At 72.0% G+C, this 17,009-nt stretch carries 13 protein-coding genes; 9 read left to right on the top strand and 4 right to left on the bottom strand.

The features are described from left to right. Nucleotides 1–6 precede the first annotated feature (6 nt). Nucleotides 7–1,278 carry an NAD(P)/FAD-dependent oxidoreductase gene (locus ACF09J_RS25660; RefSeq protein ID WP_392307783.1) on the bottom strand — a complete coding sequence of 424 codons (1,272 nt, stop codon included), beginning with the start codon at nt 1,276–1,278 and terminating at the stop codon, nt 7–9. Nucleotides 1,279–1,377: 99 nt separating this feature from the next. After that, on the bottom strand, nt 1,378–2,295 hold the full coding sequence (locus ACF09J_RS25655; RefSeq protein ID WP_392307782.1) for a class I SAM-dependent methyltransferase: 918 nt from the start codon (nt 2,293–2,295) through the stop codon (nt 1,378–1,380). Nucleotides 2,296–2,436: 141 nt separating this feature from the next. Here ACF09J_RS25655 and ACF09J_RS25650 point away from each other — a divergent pair, with 141 nt between their 5' ends. Both ACF09J_RS25650 and ACF09J_RS25645 read left to right on the top strand, forming a co-directional pair. Beyond that, nucleotides 2,437–3,009 carry a TetR/AcrR family transcriptional regulator gene (locus tag ACF09J_RS25650; protein ID WP_392307781.1) on the top strand — a complete coding sequence of 191 codons (573 nt, stop codon included), beginning with the start codon at nt 2,437–2,439 and terminating at the stop codon, nt 3,007–3,009. Nucleotides 3,010–3,034: 25 nt separating this feature from the next. Further along, nucleotides 3,035–4,999, top strand: a complete 1,965-nt coding sequence (locus ACF09J_RS25645; protein ID WP_392307780.1) for an FAD-dependent oxidoreductase — start codon at nt 3,035–3,037, stop codon at nt 4,997–4,999. A 148-nt stretch (nt 5,000–5,147) separates the two neighbouring features. Here ACF09J_RS25645 and ACF09J_RS25640 read toward each other — a convergent pair whose 3' ends face one another. Beyond that, nucleotides 5,148–5,843 (bottom strand): HdeD family acid-resistance protein, encoded by a 696-nt coding sequence (locus tag ACF09J_RS25640; protein ID WP_392307779.1) that lies wholly within the window; start codon nt 5,841–5,843, stop codon nt 5,148–5,150. 370 nt (nt 5,844–6,213) lie between these two features. Here ACF09J_RS25640 and ACF09J_RS25635 point away from each other — a divergent pair, with 370 nt between their 5' ends. From ACF09J_RS25635 to ACF09J_RS25605, 7 genes are all read left to right on the top strand, one after another. Then, complete coding sequence (locus ACF09J_RS25635; RefSeq protein ID WP_392307778.1) at nt 6,214–7,965, top strand: FUSC family protein; 1,752 nt, start codon at nt 6,214–6,216, stop codon at nt 7,963–7,965. A gap of 186 nt (nt 7,966–8,151) precedes the next feature. Beyond that, nucleotides 8,152–9,726: an ABC transporter substrate-binding protein gene (locus ACF09J_RS25630; protein WP_392307777.1), complete on the top strand. Its 1,575-nt coding sequence runs from the start codon at nt 8,152–8,154 to the stop codon at nt 9,724–9,726. Nucleotides 9,727–9,728: 2 nt separating this feature from the next. After that, entirely contained in the window at nt 9,729–10,685 is a 957-nt protein-coding gene (locus tag ACF09J_RS25625; RefSeq protein WP_392307776.1) for an ABC transporter permease, read from the top strand. Beyond that, nucleotides 10,682–11,575 carry an ABC transporter permease gene (locus ACF09J_RS25620; RefSeq protein ID WP_392307775.1) on the top strand — a complete coding sequence of 298 codons (894 nt, stop codon included), beginning with the start codon at nt 10,682–10,684 and terminating at the stop codon, nt 11,573–11,575. The genes ACF09J_RS25625 and ACF09J_RS25620 overlap by 4 nt, the downstream gene beginning before the upstream one ends. Next, entirely contained in the window at nt 11,575–13,329 is a 1,755-nt protein-coding gene (locus ACF09J_RS25615) for a dipeptide ABC transporter ATP-binding protein (RefSeq protein WP_392307774.1), read from the top strand. The genes ACF09J_RS25620 and ACF09J_RS25615 overlap by 1 nt, the downstream gene beginning before the upstream one ends. Beyond that, entirely contained in the window at nt 13,326–15,332 is a 2,007-nt protein-coding gene (locus ACF09J_RS25610; protein ID WP_392307773.1) for a CocE/NonD family hydrolase, read from the top strand. Before ACF09J_RS25615 ends, ACF09J_RS25610 begins: the two co-directional genes overlap by 4 nt. Then, complete coding sequence (locus ACF09J_RS25605; RefSeq protein ID WP_392307772.1) at nt 15,329–15,976, top strand: TetR/AcrR family transcriptional regulator; 648 nt, start codon at nt 15,329–15,331, stop codon at nt 15,974–15,976. Before ACF09J_RS25610 ends, ACF09J_RS25605 begins: the two co-directional genes overlap by 4 nt. Nucleotides 15,977–16,037: 61 nt before the next feature. On the opposite strand, the gene sufC is transcribed toward ACF09J_RS25605, so the two are convergent. Beyond that, nucleotides 16,038–16,802: a Fe-S cluster assembly ATPase SufC gene (sufC, locus tag ACF09J_RS25600; RefSeq protein WP_392307771.1), complete on the bottom strand. Its 765-nt coding sequence runs from the start codon at nt 16,800–16,802 to the stop codon at nt 16,038–16,040. Nucleotides 16,803–17,009 lie beyond the last annotated feature (207 nt).

Genomic DNA, 17,009 nt, shown 5'->3' with positions numbered 1-17,009 from the left:
CGGTGCTCAGGAGGAAGGCACCGCGGCAGGGCGGGTGGTGGCCAGCAGCGTCTTCAGGGGGATGCCGCGGTCGGCCGCGGCGCTCGCCGGGAAGGTCGCCCCCTGGGCGAGGGCCCTGCGTACCGCCATGTAGTCGGCGGGGCTGTTCACGGCATCGATCGCCAGGAGTTCGTCCTGTCGGTAGTACAGGACGGAGAACCGCTCGCTGTCCGGCTCGCCCCGCACCACATGCTGGTCGTAACCGCCCGACAGGCCGGCGATCTGCAGTTTGAGGTCCCCCTGGTGCGACCAGAACCAGGGCACCGCGGACTGCGGTGCCGGCCTGCCGAGCAGCGACGCGGCGGCGGCCGTGGCCTGGGCGACGGCGTTCTGCACGGACTCCAGCCGTACTCGGCCCAGGCCCGTGAGGGGATGCGGCTGCACGGTGCAGTCCCCGGCTGCCACGATGTGCGGATTGCTGGTGCGTGCCCGGCCGTCGACGACGATGCCGTGGTCGCACTCCAGCCCGAGGAGTTCGGCGAGTTCGGTACGCGGGAGCACCCCCACGCCGACGAGGACGAGATCGGCCGGCAGCGTCGTGCCGTCCGCGAGCTCCACCGTGGTGACTCGCCCGTGGGCGCCGTCGAATCCCGCGACCGCCGCGGACAGCAGCACCCGGGTGCCGCGGCGGAGATGGGCCCGCCGGTAGAACTCCGAGACCACGGGCGCCACCGCACGGGAGATCAGCCGGTCGGCGGCCTCGACGACGGTGACGTCCTTGCCGAGCGCGCGGGCGACCGCCGCCGCCTCCAGCCCGATGAAGCCGCCGCCCACGACCACCACCCGGGAGGCGCAGCCAAGGCGTTGCCGCAGGGCCGTCGCGTCGTCGTGATCGCGCAGATAGCGGATCCCGTCGAGTCCGGCGCCGGGAACGGTGAGTCGCCGGGGACCGGCCCCGACCGTCAGGGCGAGGCGGTCGAAGGCGAAGGAGCGTCCGCCGGCGGTCGCCGCGGTGCCGGAGCCCGGGGGACCGGAGGGGGAGAGGGCGACCTCGGTGACGCGTTCGCCGCTGACGAGGCCGATGGCGGCATCGGCGTAGAAGGACGGGTCGCGCAGGGCCAGCGCCTCCAGATCCGTCTCTCCGGTCAGGAACTCCTTGGACAGGGGCGGCCGCTGATACGGCGGATGGACCTCCTCGCCCACCAGGGTGATCGGCTCGGTGTCTCCCAACTGCCTGAGTGAAACGGCAAGCTGGAGTCCGGCCTGACTGGCGCCGACGATGAGCGTTCCGCCCGACATTCCGTGGCCCCTCTCCGTTAAGGTCAGACCATTATACCAAAGGCTCGTCGTCGAAGCCCTCGCTCCCGATCGGCGCCCTCTCCGGTTCACCCCCTTGCGTCAGCGGCTCTCTGCGACGGCCACACGGCCCGACCGCAAGGATGTCCGCCCTCGTGCCCGGCCGCCGAGGTCGTGTGTGAGGGTGAGGAGGTCGTCGTCCGACACCACCCGCAGGCCGTACTCCGCGAGCAGCGCGGCCATCCGATGCGGCTTCCACAGGGAGCGCCACGGCTCGCCCGATGTGATGGTGCTGCCGAGCACGCGTGTCAGCAGCCGCCCCGCCGCCGCCCTCGCCGACGGCGCCTGGTAGTTGACGACGAGTGCACTGCCCGGGACCGTGCGGGCGGCGAGTGCGGCCACCGTGGCGCGCACCTGGTCGCGCGTGAGGTACGGGACGACGCCCTCCCACAGCCATGTCGTCGGCGCGGACGGGTCGTGCCCGGCGGCATCCAACGCCGCACCGAGATCGTCGACGGCGAAGTCGACCGGCGTGAACCGCACGGAACGGGCCGTGGCCGGTGGCCCGGCGGCGAGGGGATCGCCCCCGTCCGAACCTCGTAGTGCCGGCGCGGCCTCGGCGAGGCGGGCGCGCTTGTCCTGCTGGGAGGCCGGATGGTCGACCTCCCACACGTCTGTCCGCGCCAGCTCGGTCAGACGCCACGCGCGCGTGTCCAGGCCGGCGCCGAGAATGACGAGCTGGCCCGTCGCGTGGGCGCGCAGCGCCTTGTCGATCGCGACCGTCCGCGGCACGACCACCTCGGCGCAGGCCCGCACACTCTCGTACGCGGTGCGCTCCCGCCAGCCCTGCGGCGGGGTGTTCGCGCGCACCTGGTCCACGGGCGTGCGTTCCGCGACGCGCAGCAGCCCCATCGCCACCGGATCCGCGAACTGGCCTGCGGCGGCCTTCCCGTTCGCGGCCGCCCGCCCCTGGCAGATCAGCACCGCCGTCCGGCTCGCCGCACGCCCACTCTGGCTCATGCGGCCATATTCAACACCACCTCCACCCTGCCCCGGCCTCAGCGAGAAGCCGGTCAGGGCCGTCCTGGCCGGAAGGTGGCAATAATACGTTATTATTGAACCGAGGTGAGACGGCGAGAGCGTGGAAACGACAGGAGCGGCATGGACGAGCAGAAGGAGCGCATCCTGCGTGCGGCGGCCGAGGTGCTGGCCGAACGGGGCTTCGACGCGGGCCGGTTGCGCGACGTCGCCTCGGCGTCCGGTGTGTCCATCGGCGCGCTGCAGCACCATTTCGAGACCCGCGACGCCCTCTTCCGTGAAGCCTTCGCCTGGTCGATCGACGATCTGATCGAACGCTGGCGGGCGGCGGCCGCCGACGCGACCAGCGCCTGGCGCCGCTACGAACTCCTTGTCACGGCACTCACCACCGATCCCACCCTCACCCGGCGCTGCGCCACCTGGACCGAGTTCTGCGCCAGCGCCTCCCGCCGTGAGGAGTTGCGCGAGGGCGTGCACCGGGTCCATGCCGAGTGGCAGGCGCTGATCCGCGAGATCGTCCACCAGGGCCTGCAGAGCGGGGAGTTCGACCCCGCCGCCCCGGCCGACCTCGCCATCGGGTCGCTGGTGGCCCTGGTCGACGGCTGCGAAATGGCAGTGGCGTCCGGATCCGGGCTCACCGCCGAACGGTACGCCGAGCTGATGCTCGGCACCGCGCGCGTCCTGCTCGGTGTATGACCCCAGGCTCCGGAGAGGACATTCCATGGGAGTGCGGTTCCCGCACCTGTTCAGCCCGCTGCAGATAGGCCCGGTGACGGTACGCAACCGGATCCTGTCCTCGGGCCACGACACGGTCCTGGTCAGGGACGGCGAGGTCACCGAGGACCTGATCGCCTACCACGAGGCCCGCGCGCAAGGCGGCGTCGGCCTCATCGTGCTCCAGGTCTCGGGCGTGCACGAGTCGGCCCGCTACACCACCCACGTGCTCATGGCCACTGACGACGAGTGCGTTCCCGGCTATGCCCGGCTCGCGCAGGCGGTGCACCGGCACGGAGCGAAGGTCTTCGGCCAGCTCTTCCACCCCGGCCGGGAGATCCTGGAGTCAAAGGACGGCAGCGCACCGGTCGCCTGGGCGCCCTCCGCGACACCGAGCGAGCGCTTCCACGTCATGCCGCGCGCCATGACCGAGGCCGAGATCCGCGAGGTTCTCGACGGCTACGGACAGGCGGCCCGCCGACTGCGCGAGGCCGGACTCGACGGCGTGGAGATCGTCGCCAGCCACGGCTACCTGCCCGCGCAGTTCCTCAACCCTGAGGTGAACGTCCGCGACGACGGCTGGGGCGGCGACCGGCAGGGCCGGATACGTTTCCTGCGCGCGGCGCTGCGCAGCGCCCGGAAGCATGCGGGAGACGGCTTCGTGGTCGGCCTGCGCATCTCCGGCGACGAACTGAGCCATGACGGCCTCAGCAGCGAACTCGTGCTCCAGTCCGTCACCGAGCTCGACGCCGAGGGACTCGTCGACTATGTCTCGGTGTGTGCGGGCAGCTCGTCCAGCCTGTCCGGCGCCCAGCACATCGCCCCGCCCATGTTCCAGCCCGCCGGCTACACCGCGCCGCTCGCCGCCAGGGTGCGCGCCGTCGTCGGCGTCCCCGTGATGGTGGCCGGGCGGATCAACCAGCCGCAGGAGGCGGAGCAGATCGTCGCAGACGGTCAGGCGGACGCCTGTGCGATGACCCGGGCCCTGATCTGCGACCCGGACCTGCCGGCCAAGGCCGCGGACGACCGCGCCGAGGAGATCCGCGCCTGCATCGGCTGCAACCAGGCCTGCATCGGCCACTTCCAGCTCGGCTACCCGATCTCCTGCATCCAGCACCCGGAGACCGGCCGGGAGCGCCGCTTCGGCGCATTGCCGACGATCACACGGCGCAAGAAGGTGCTGGTGGTCGGCGGCGGACCCGCAGGCCTGAAGGCTGCGGCCGTGGCGGCGGCACGCGGCCACGAGGTGGAACTGCACGAGGCGGGACGGCGCGTCGGCGGGCAGGTGCTTCTCGCCCAACTGCTGCCCGGCCGGGCCGAGTTCGGCGGCGCGATCACCAATCTCGAAGGTGAGGCGCGACGCGCGGGAGCCCGCATCATCGTCGGCTCACGGGTGGACGGCCCGGCCCTCGCCGCCGCGGCGCCGGACGCCGTGGTGCTCGCGACCGGCGCACGGCCCCGCCGCCCGCGGCTGGAGCTGATCGACGATCCCGTGGTGCTCGACGCATGGTCGGTGATCCGAGGCGGCGAGGTGCCGCGCGGGCGGATCGTGGTGGCGGACTGGCGCGGCGACTGGATCGGCCTGGGCGTCGCCCTCCAGCTCGCGAGCCGCGGGAGGAAGGTGACGCTGTGCGTCACGGGCTTCGCGGCCGGCGAGCACCTGCAGCAGTACGTGCGCGCCGCCATGCTGGCCCAGGCGGTACGGGCACGGATCGAGATCGTGCCCAACGTGCGGCTCTACGGCGCCGACAGCGACACCGTGTACTTCCAGCACACCCTGACCGAGGCGCCGGTGCTGCTCGAAGGGGTCGCGGGCACCGTCCTAGCCCAGGGCCACGACCCGGTCGACGAGCTCGACCCCGTCGCCTTCGGTGTCCCGGCCGACCGTGTCCTCACCGCCGGGGACTGCGTCACCCCCCGCACCGTGGAGGAAGCGGTCCTGGAGGGCCTGACAGCGGCAGCCGAGCTCTGACGCCCTCGTCATGGCCGGGAGATAGTCCCGGCGTGGAGCGGAGCCGGCCACCGGAGTCGGCCAGTCGGACATCGGCGAGATTTTCGGCGGCGGCTCCGCAGTGGTCGGCCGCCGCTCACGCGGCAGCCGTCCGGTTCGGCCCCGTCGGTCAGTGCTGGGGGTGCGGACGGGCGTGGAACAAGGGCCGCCGCTGGGTGGCCGGACCCGCAGCGAGATGGCCGATCTCGACGCGCGTCCTGATGGCGCGGACCACCTCGGTCAGGCCCAGAACTATGGCCATGACGCCCACGACCAGGGTCAGCGTCGCGATCGTGGCGAACGGCATGATGATCATCACGACACCGGCCAGCGATCCGATGATGCCGAAGGCCACGTGCCAGCCGCGCGCCGGCATCTCCGGAGCGGAGGCCGCGGCGGCTGTCTCAGTGGTGCCGCGCAGCAGCCAGCTGAAGCCGATCCACAGGGCGAGCAGCAGGATCGACTCCAGGGTGCCCCTGAAGGAGAGCAGCCCCAGCAGAATGGCGACCGCACCGGTGATGAAATGCAGTACGCGAAGATGCCGGGGCACGTGCGTGCCGAAGGCGCCGGCCAGCTGGAAGACACCGGTGACCAGCAGATAGATGCCGAAGAGCACACCGGCGACCCGCAGCGTCGCGCCCGGCCAGACCAGGGCGACGACGCCCAGGGCGATGCTGGCAAGGCCCATGGTGAGCATGATCTGCCAGCCCATGTTGGCCAGGGCCACCATGCCCGCGCCCAGGGGACTCTCTTGCGGCTCGGTGCCGCGCTCGGGAGCGGGGCCCGGCGAATCGGAAGGAGATGTGGAACCGGAAGGAGATGTCATGACACCTACCTCCTCTGGGGAGCAGCGTGTTCACGTCAGTACACATCCATCGTCACCCGGTCGGCCTCATGCTGCTCGGTGGAGACGGCGGGGATTCGTGGCGCATGCGGTATGCCTCGTGTGAGCCGGCTGACCCCCTCCCCTTCGACAGAGCCAGGTCGATCACCGGACGGAATGCCCAGTGCCCCAGGGCGCAGGGCGAGCGTCGGGACGCTGTCCGTGCTGCGCTGGAAACATGCCTCAAGGACCGGCGGCGCCACCGGCGCCGATCCCGCCCGCTCCGGGGCCGGGGCCGATCGGGATCCGCCCCCTTTTCGCGCTGCGTGACGCGAGGCGGCGGTGGCCGTTCGCGGCACGCGCGGGGTTCTGCATGGGCGTGCCGGTCGTGATCGGCTGGGCCGCCGGCGACACCGCGGCCGGGCTCATGGCGACGATCGGTGGCTTCACCGCGTTGTACGGCAGCGCTCTGCCCTACCTCTATCGGGCAGGCAGGCTCGCGCTCATCGCGGCGTCCCTGGCGTTCGCGGTGGGGACGGGCATATGGGCTGCCGCCGTCGTGTGGGTCGGCGTGCTCGTGGTCGCCCTCATCGCGATGGTGGCAACCCTGCTGTGCAACGCCCTGGCCGTCGGTCCACCCGGGGCCTACATGGTCGCCCTCGCCTGTGCCGCCGGAACCGCGATGCACGCGGGGCACCTGGGCCCCTTGCACACCGGCCTGCTGGTGCTGGGGGGCGGTGGCTTCGCCTGGCTGGTCCATATGTCCGGCGCTCTGCTGTGGCCGCGGGGTCCGGAGAAGTCCGCGGTCGCGACCGCCGGTGACGCGGTGGCGCGGTTCGCCGAGGCGGTGGGCACACCCCGGCAGGACACCGCCCGGCACTGGGCCGCCCTGGCGATGCACGAGTCGTGGGCGGCGCTGGTCACCTACCAGCCGATCCGCACCATCCCCGACAGCACGTTGTACAGGCTGCGCCGACTCAACCGCGAACTGCATCTGGTCTTCGCCGACGCCATGCGGGCCGCAGCCCGCGACGCACCCCTGGACCGCGCCGTACCCGACCATGCACGACGACTCGCCGCTGAGGCCCAGCACCCGTCCTCGGCCGGTGCCGCGGCCGGCGAGGAGGAACTCCCGCACGGCGGCCCCGGGCCGGTCGGTCTGGTGCGGCAAGCGGTCACGGCCGGGTCGGAACAACTCCTCGTCACCCTGCGGGTCGGCGCCGCGGCCCTGGTGGCCGGAATGATCGGCGCCGCCCTGAGTCTGGACCACGCCTACTGGGCCATCGCCGCCGCGGTGCTGATGCTGCACCAGGGCTTCGACTGGGTCCGCACCATGCAGCGCGGTCTGGAACGTCTGGTCGGCACCTGGGTCGGGCTGATTCTCGCGCTGGGAGTGCTCACCGCGCATCCCACCGGACTGTGGCTCGCGCTGACCGTCGTGCTGCTGCAGTTCTCGATCGAGATGTTCGTGGTGCGCAACTACGCCCTGGCCGTCGTCTTCATCACCGCCATCGCGCTGACCATCGTGAGCGGCGGACAGCGCGTTCCCGGGCTCGGTGGACTGCTGCTCGCCCGCGGCGTCGACACCGCGATCGGCTGCGCCGTGGCACTCGCGGTGTTCCTCGTGACGATGCGAGCCGGGGCGGCGGCACGCATCCCGGCGGCGATCAATCGTGCCCTGGAAGCAGTCGGCGTCGTGTCGGACCATCTGGCCGACGGCGCAGTCACCACCCCGGGTGCCCGGGCGGCCAGACGCGATCTCCAGATGCGGGCCATCGGCGTACTCCACGCCTACGACGCGAGTGTCAACTCCTCGGTCGTCCTGCGCAGTGACGCGGAGCTGATGTGGCCCGCGGTGGTCGCCACCCAACGACTGGCGTACCGGGTGCTCGCCGCCTGCTGGGCGCTGGAGCAGGTCGGCAGCGGCAGCGAGGCGGCACACGGGGCTTCCCGCTCGCTGTTCAGTGCCCACGGCGACGATCAGCTGCACCGAGCGCTCGCGGCCCTTGCCGGCGCGATCCGTACGGGGACCGCCCCGGCACCGCTCGGAGAGGTGCCGTCCTTCGTGTCCACCGAGCTGTCGACCTTGCGGGAGTCCTTGGTCCAGACAGCCCCGGACAGCTGAACCACTGCACCGCGGCCTGCTGCAGGGTGCGCCCCCGGTACCAGGAGTCCAGGGGCGCGTAACGACTGCGTCTCCGAAGTCAAATTTCCGCACTCCAAGGGTTGGCGCGAAACCGTCCACTCGTTATCGTTCACGCACTTCACTCAATCGTTCCGCTGAACGAATAGCGAGAAGGACGGTCGGTTCATGCCCGACACCCACCACCTTCGACGGCGGTCGGTCCTCGCCGCGGGCGTCGCTTCCCTCGGCGCGTCCTGGCTGCTGACCGGCTGCACGGGGGCCGCGTCCACGCCCGTCCTGCCCGCCGCCGCGCAGCAGGGCGCGCCCGCCCGCGGCGGCACGCTGCGGATCGCGCGGCCGGCCGCGTCCGACGCCGAGACACTGGATCCGGCCAGTTCCCTGTCGGCCTACGAATACCTGGGCGCCCTCTACAACAGGCTCGTCCGGATCGGCGCGGACGGCATGCTCGCCCCCGACCTCGCCGAGTCCTGGGAGCCCGACGACAAGGCCGCCACCTGGACCTTCCGCCTCCGCAAGGGCGTCACGTTCCACGACGGGCGCGCCTTCACCGCCGCCGACGCGGCCTACACCCTGCGCCACATCCTGGACAAGGCGACGGCGTCCCCGCAGGCCGCCGTCCTCGCGCCGCTCATCGACCCCGAGGCGCTGCGCACGCCCGACCCCCACACGCTCGTGGTCCCGCTGAAGACCCCGAACGCGGAGTTCCCGAGCCTGCTGACGCACTACAACTGCTACGTCGTCCCCGACGGCAGCGCGAAGTCCATCGGGCGCACGGGCATCGGCACCGGCCCCTTCAGGCTGGAGTCGTTCGCCCCGGCCGGACCCGGGCGCATCACCGCGTACCACGACCACTGGGCGGGCCGCCCCGTCCTCGACGCCATCGCCTTCTACTCGGTCGCCGACATGTCGGCCCGCTCGAACGCCCTGCTGGCGGGCCAGGTCGACCTGCTCTCCCAGACCAACCTCGACTTCGCGACCGCCCGCGTGGTCGCCGCCTCCGACCGGGCCACCGTCGCCCGGGTGAAGAACGCCCAGTGGTACGTGCTCCCGATGCTGACCACCGAGAAGCCCTTCACCGACGTCCGCGTGCGCCAGGCGATGAAGCTCGCCTACGACCCCGAGCACGTGGTGAAGGCGGCCCTGCAGGGCGCGGGCAGCGCCGGCTGGGACAACCCGGTGCCGCCCTCCGACCCGGTCCACATCTCCGCGCACCCCGCGCACGATCCGGAGAAGGCGCGGTACCTGCTCAAGCAGGCGGGCCACGAGGGACTCGCCGTCGACCTCTACACCTCCGCGTACGACCCGCTGTTCACGCCCATGGCCCTCGCCTACCGGGACTCGGCCGGCCGGGCCGGCATCCGTATCCGGGTCAAGACGGCGTCCGCGGACTCGTACTACACGCAGATCTGGATGAAGAAGCCCCTCATGGCCACCTACTGGTTCACCGGCCGGCCCGTCGACCAGCTCTTCACCCAGATCTTCCGCAGCGGCTCCTCCTACAACGAGACCGCCTGGTCCGACAAGGAATTCGACGCGCTCCTCGACCGGGCCAGACGCGAGACCGACGACGCGTTGCGCCACGACCTGTACGGCGAGGCGCAGGCGATGGTGATCGAGAGGGGCGGGGCGATGACCCCGATGTTCGCCGACCGGCTCGTCGGCATCTCCCGCCAGGTGCGCGGATACGACGAGCACGGCTTCGAGTTCGACTACCTCGGCATCGGCCTGAAGGGAGCGTGACCATGCTGTCGTTCGTCGCCCGCCGCGTGGGCTCGGCCGTCGGCACGCTCGTCCTGTCCTCCGTGATCGTCTTCCTCGCCGTCCAGGCCCTGCCCGGCGACGTCGCCACCCAGATCCTCGGCAAGGACGCCACCCCGGACGCCGTCGCCGCCCTGCGCGGAAAGCTCGGACTCGACCAGCCCGCCTGGCAGCGGTACGCGCACTGGATGCGCGGCGCGCTGCACGGCGACTTCGGCACCTCCCTCGTCTCCGGCCGGCCCGTCGGCGGCGAGGTCGCCACCCACCTCGGCAACTCGGCGCTCATCGCCCTCGTCACGGTGTTCTTCGCCGTCACCGGGTCGATCGTGCTCGGCATCCTCGCGGGCCTGTACCGCGACCGCTGGCCCGACCACCTGATCTCGACCGTCAGCCTGGTCGGCATGAGCGTCCCCGAGTTCGTGGTCGCCACCGTGCTGGTGCTCTGCTTCTCGATCGCGCTGCCCTGGTTCCCCGCGGTCGTGCTGTACGGCCCCGAGGCGAGCGTGGGCCAACTGCTGCCCGCTGTCTGGCTCCCAGCACTCGCGCTCGCCGTGGTCATGGCCGCCTACATCGTGCGCATGGCCCGTACCTCCGTCATCGACGTCATGGCGAGCGAATACGTCACCACGGCCCGGCTCAAGGGCCTGTCCACCTGGCGCGTCGTCACCCGGCACGCGCTGCCCGGCGCCCTGCTGCCGACGCTGCACGTGATCGCGCTGAACGTCGCCTGGCTCGCCGGAGGCGTCGCGGTCGTCGAGAACGTCTTCAACTATCCGGGCATCGGCAAGCTGATGCTCTCCTCGGTACAGAACCGCGACCTGCCCGTCATCCAGGCCATCGCGCTGATCAGCGCCGTCGTCTACGTCGTCTGCAACCTCGCCGCCGACCTCGGCGCCATGGCCCTCAACCCCAAGCTCCGTACGGGAGGGAGGACCCGATGACCACGCTCGACACCGCGCCGGTGGCCGCGCCGGTCGCCTCCGCGACCCGTGCGGCCCGCGCCTGGCGCACGCTGCGCTCCTCGCGCACCGCCCTGGTCGGCCTGGCGATCGTCGCCGTGCACGTGCTGATCGCCCTGCTCGCACCGCTCCTCACCTCGTACGACCCGGTCGCGGGCGACGCCTCCCACGCACTGCTCGGCCCGAGCTGGGAGCACTGGGCGGGCACGGACCAGTACGGGCGCGACGTCCTCGCCCGCGTCCTGTACGGCGGCCGCTACGCACTCGGCGTGTCGGTGGCCGCGACCGTCCTGACCGTCGCCCTCGGCACGGTCGTCGGCTGCGCCGCCGCACTGCGCGGGGGCTGGTTCGACGACGTCCTGGGCCGCGTGCTCGACGCGGTGCTGTCCGTGCCGTCGATCCTCGCGCTCCTCGTCATCGTGACGGCGCTCGGCACGGGCCCGGCGGTCATCGTCCTCGCCATCGCCGTGGTCTACGTGCCCCAGGTCGTCCGGGTGGTGCGGGGAGCGGCGCTCGCCGTCGCCCCCGCCGACTACGTGACGGCGGCCCGTGCCCGGGGCGAGCGGACCTGGTCGATCCTGCGGAGGGAGATCCTGCCCAACATCACCGACGTGGTGTGCGTGGAGTTCGCCATGCGGGCCTCCTGGGTCGTCCTCCTCATCTCCTCGTTGTCCTTCCTCGGCTTCGGCGCCGACCCGCCGACCCCCGACTGGGGCCTGATGGTCGCCGAGAACCGCACCGCCATCACCGTCGTCCCGATGGCGAGCCTCGCGCCCATCATCGCCCTGGCCACGCTGGTGATCGGACTCAACCTCGCGGCCGACGGCCTGTCCAAGGCGTGGGGCGTGGACCGGATCAGGGAGGGCTCCTGATGACCTCGATCGTTTCCGTGAACTCCCTTTCCGTCTCCTACCGTTCGGGCGGCCGCGACGTACCCGTCGTGCGGGAGGTGTCCTGGGAGGTCGCCGAGGGGCACACGCTCGCCCTCGTCGGCGAGTCCGGCAGCGGCAAGTCGACCGTCGCGGCCACGCTGCTCGGCCATCTGCGGCACGGATCGCGGATCACGGGCGGCTCGGTGCGCGTGGACGGCAAGGACGTCTTCGCCCTTCCCGCACGCGAGCTCAGACGGCTGCGCGGCGGCACCGTCGCCATGGTCGCGCAGAACGCCGGCCACGCGCTGACCCCCTCCATGCGCATCGGGCGGCAGATCGGGGAGGCGGGCGGCGACGTCCCGGTCCTCGACCTGCTCGAACAGGTCCGGCTGCCCCGCCCGGCCGAACTCGCCCGCCGCTACCCGCACGAACTCTCCGGCGGTCAGCAGCAGCGCGTCGCCATCGCCATGGCCATCGCCGCCCGCCCCAAGGTCCTCGTCCTGGACGAGCCCACGACCGGCCTGGACGTCGTCACCCAGCGCAGCGTCCTCGACCTGATCGGCGCCCTGCGCGACGAACTCGGCCTGGCCGCCGTGCTGGTGAGCCACGACCTCGGCGTGGTCGCGCACATGGCCGACGAGGTGACCGTGCTGCGCTCGGGCCGGATCGTGGAGTCGGCGCCGACCCGACGGCTCTTCACCGCGCCGCAGGACCCGTACACCAAACGGCTGCTGGCGAGCGTGCCACGCCTCGACGACGCCGGTCTCGCCCTGGTGAGCGAGACGGGGGAGCGCGAGATCAGGCCCAGGGCGGCGCTGTCCCCCGAGGCCGGAGTCGCCGTCTCCGCGCGGGACGTGACGATCGACTACGGCTCCTCCCGCGCGGTGCACGGTGTGTCCTTCGACGTCCGGCGCGGCGAAGTCCTCGCCTTGGTCGGGGAGTCGGGCAGCGGGAAGTCCACGCTCGCCTGGACGCTCGCCGGGCTGCGCACCCCCTCCGGCGGGACGATGACCCACGAGAGCGGCGACCTCGCCCGCCCGGCGGGCAAGCGCCCACTCGATCTGCGCCGCCGCGTCCAGCTCGTCTTCCAGAACGCCGACACCTCCCTCAACCCGCGCCGCTCGGTGGGCGACGCCATCCGCAGGCCGCTGCGCTTCTTCGGCACGGTCGAGGGCCGTGCGCAGGCCGCGGACCGCGCCCGCGAACTGATCTCCGACGTACGGCTCGACCCCGCCTTCGCCGACCGGCTGCCCGCCCAGCTCTCGGGCGGCCAGCGCCAGCGCATCGGCATCGCACGCGCGCTTGCGGGCGGACCGGACGTGCTGATCGCCGACGAGATCACCACCGCCCTCGACGTGTCGGTCCAGGCCGACGTCCTGCGGCTGCTGGACGACCTGCGCCGCGAGCGCGACCTGGCCTGCCTGTTCATCAGTCACGACCTGGCCGTCGTCCGCGGCATCGCGGACCGGGTGGTCGTCCTGCGGCACGGCGTCGTGGTGGAGGAGGGCCCGACGGAGGCCGTGTTCACCGAGCCCGGCCACCCCTACACCAGACAGCTGATGGCAGCCGCCCTCGAACCCGACCCGGACGCACGGCCGCTCGCCGCCGACGTCGTCCACTGGGCGGACGCCGCCGAACCGGACAAGGTCTGGACAGACCACGGACACGGTCACCGAGTGCGCCGCTGGCGCCCGGCGACGACGCAAGGATCCGTGCCGGCCAAGCGCACGGTGACCACGGAAGGAGCCGCGTGAGGTACCGCGAGCAGTTCGAGCGCCAGGTCGTGCGCGAGGACGTATGGATCCCGGTGGGCGACGGAAGCACCCGTCTGCACGCCCGCGTCTGGCGCCCCGCCGACGCGGAGGCGTCCCCCGTCCCCGCGCTGCTCGAATACCTGCCCTACCGCAAGAGCGACTGGACCGCACCCCGCGACGCCCAGCGCCACCCCTGGTACGCGGGCCACGGCTACGCCTCCGTCCGTGTCGACATCCGCGGCCACGGCGACAGCGAGGGCACGCCCGGCGACGAGTACGACGCGCGGGAACTCGCGGACGGCGTCGACGTCGTCAACTGGCTCGCCGCACAGCCCTGGTGCACCGGCCGGGTCGGCATGTTCGGCATCTCCTGGGGCGGCTTCAACTCCCTGCAGATCGCGGCCCTCGCCCCGGAACCGCTCAAGGCGATCGTCACGGTCTGCTCGACCGACGACCGCTACGACAACGACGTCCACTACAGCGGCGGCGCCGTCCTCGGCATCGACATGCCCGCCTGGGCCGGCACCATGCTCGCCTTCGCCTCACGGCCGCCGGACCCACAGGTCGTCGGGGACGACCGGTGGCTGCCGATGTGGCGCGAACGCCTCGACTCCCTCGAACCCTTCCTGCACACCTGGCTGGACCACCAGCAGCGGGACGCCTACTGGCGGCACGGAAGCGTGTGCGAGGACTACGGAGCGCTGCGGGCCGCGGTGCTGGCGGTGGGCGGCTGGAACGACCCGTACCGCGACACCGTGCTGCGGCTCGTCGAACACCTGCCGGCCGACCGCGTCCGCGGCATCGTCGGTCCCTGGTCCCACCAGTACCCCGACCGCGGACTCCCGCCCGGCCCCGCGATCGGCTTCCTCCAGGAGACCCTCCGCTGGTGGGACCACTGGCTGAAGGACGAGGACACCGGTGTCATGGCGGAGCCCCTGTTGAGGGCCTGGGTCAACGACCCGTTCCCGCCCGCCACTTCGTACGACGCGATGCCCGGCCGCTGGGTGGGGGACACGGACCGGCCGTCCCGGAAGATCACCTGGAGCGAGCGCCCGCTGGGCACGGAGCCCGGTCCCGTCGTCGTTCGCTCCCCGCAGCACACCGGCGTCGACGCCGGCCGCTTCTTCCCCTTCGGCAACGCGAGCGACCTGCCGCCCGACCAGCGCGAGGAGGACGGACGGTCCGTCTGCTTCGACTCGGAGGCGCTCCAGGAGCGGGTCGAGATACTCGGCCGTCCGCGGCTGAGACTGCGGCTCGACAGCGCGACCCCGCGCGCCAACGTGATCGCCCGCCTCTGCGACGTCGCGCCCGACGGCTCGTCGACGCTCGTGACCCGAGGGGTGCTCAACCTGCTCAGCAGGCACGGACGGGAACGGGTGGCCGAGTGGACGCCGGGCACATACGAGGACGTCGAGTTCGAACTGACCGGTATCGGCTACGCGTTCCCGCCCGGACACCGCATCCGGGTCGCCGTCTCCGACGCGTACTGGCCGTGGGTCTGGCCGCACGGCGAACGCGGCGAGCTGACCGTGCTTCCCGCCGACAGCGCCCTGCTGCTGCCCGTACGCGAGCCGGGGGACGAGCCGGAGATCCGCTTCGAGGAGCCCGAGCAGGCGCCACCGCTGCCGGTGACGTACGACGCACCCGCGAAGCCGCGCCCCGAGCGGCTGGTCACCCACGACGTGGCGAAGGGGGAGTGGACGCTGGAGGTCGACCCGAACTACGGGGGATCGCGTACGTACCCGGACGGACTGCGCTACGAGGAGAGCGCGCGCGAGACCTACCGCATCCGCCACGACGACCCGTTGTCCGCGCGGGCCGTCTCCGAGTGGCACATCCGGTTGCGTCGCGGGGACGACTGGGACGCTGAGATCATGGCGCGTACGGAGCTGCGGGCCACGGCCGCGGACTTCGTGATGGACAGCCGCATCGAAGCACGTGCGAACGGAGAGACAGTGGCCAAGCGCGCATGGCACCGCACCACCCCGAGGACGTCGGGATGACGGCGGCGAAGGGCCCGCGCCGTGCCGTAGCCGCCGCGGACCGCACTCGCCAGCCCACCGAGGTACGCCGCCGCCTCATCGTGGAGGCGGCGGTCCCCCTGATCGCCGAACGCGGCTACGCGTCGGTGGGGGTGCGCGACGTCGCCGCCGCGGCCGGGGTGTCGGTCGGCACCGTCACGTACCACTTCGGCAGCGTCCAGGAGATCCTGTCGGAGGCGATGATCCTGCACATCGAGCGGTACTACGCGGCGCTCAACGAGGCGGCGGAGGAGGCCACCAGCGGTGCCGAGGGTCTGCGGCTGATGGTCGACGCCCTGTTCACCGAGGACACCGACCGGCACTGGCGCATGTGGTTCGACTACTGGAACGCGGGGGAGCAGGGCGCCGACGCGACCTTCGCCCGCGGTCAGGCCCAGCGCTACGAGGCCTGGCACCTCCAGATCCGCCATCTGGTCGAACGGGGCGTCGCCGAGGGCGAGTTCACCTGCGACGACCCCGACGGCTTCACGGTCCGCTTCGCCGCCCTCGCCGACGGCCTGGCCCTGCAGCACCTGCGCCAGACACCCCCGCTGACGACGGAGGACGCCCGCCGGCATCTGAACCGTCTCATCGAGACGGAACTCGCGCGAAAGTCCCCTGTGTGAGACGGTCGCCGGCCCGGCCCTCCGGGGCAGCCGCCGGGAGAAGGGGCGCGGAGCGGGTTGTTCAGCCTTGCGCCGCGCCCTTCACGTAGGCCTCGTAGCCCTCGTCCTCCAGCCGGTCGGCGAGTTCCGGGCCGCCGGAGTCGGCGATGCGACCGTCGGCGAAGACGTGCACGTGGTCGGGGTGGACATAGCGCAGGACGCGCGTGTAGTGCGTGATCAGCAGCGTGGCCACCTGTCCCGTGGCGCGTACGCGGTTGACGCCCTCGGCGACGATGCGCAGCGCGTCGACGTCGAGGCCGGAGTCGGTCTCGTCCAAGATCGCGATCTTCGGCTTGAGCAGCTCGAGCTGCAGGATCTCGTGGCGTTTCTTCTCCCCTCCGGAGAAGCCCTCGTTGACGTTGCGCTCGGCGAAGGCGGGATCGATCTGAAGGCGTTCCATCGCCTCGCGTACCTCCTTGAGCCAGGTGCGCAGCCTGGGGGCCTCGCCGCGGACGGCGGTGGCCGCGCTGCGCAGGAAGTTGGACATGGATACGCCCGGAACCTCGACGGGGTACTGCATGGCGAGGAAGATTCCGGCCCGCGCCCGCTCGTCGACCTTCATCGCGAGCACGTCCTCGCCGTCCAGGGTGACGCTGCCGGAGGTGACCAGGTATTTCGGGTGGCCGGCGAGCGCGTAGGCGAGGGTGGTCTTGCCGGAGCCGTTGGGGCCCATGATGGCGTGGGTCTCGCCCTGCCGCACAGCCAGGTCGACCCCGTGGAGGATCTCGCGCGGCCCGGCGTCGGTGTGGACCGAACAGTGCAGGTCGCGGATGTCCAGAGTTGCCATGTGCACCTCACCTGCCTCACCTTGTTCACCGACTGGAACGGCACGGGCGCCGCGCCGCCCTCTCATCCAGCGTGACGCAACCCCGGCGGTCCGGTACAGCGCGGGAGTTTTTACGTGGAAGAGCGCGCCGCCGCGAGGTGCCTGGGAGGGGGTGAGCGTCCCGCCGTGGCGCTGGACGACGTCACGTGCTGTGACGCACGGCTGCCC

The organism is Streptomyces sp. NPDC014889 (assembly GCF_043081205.1).
Taxonomy (GTDB): Bacteria; Actinomycetota; Actinomycetes; order Streptomycetales; family Streptomycetaceae; genus Streptomyces.
Note: the sequence above shows the minus strand (reverse complement) of the source record. Positions and strands in the feature narration are given on the sequence as shown.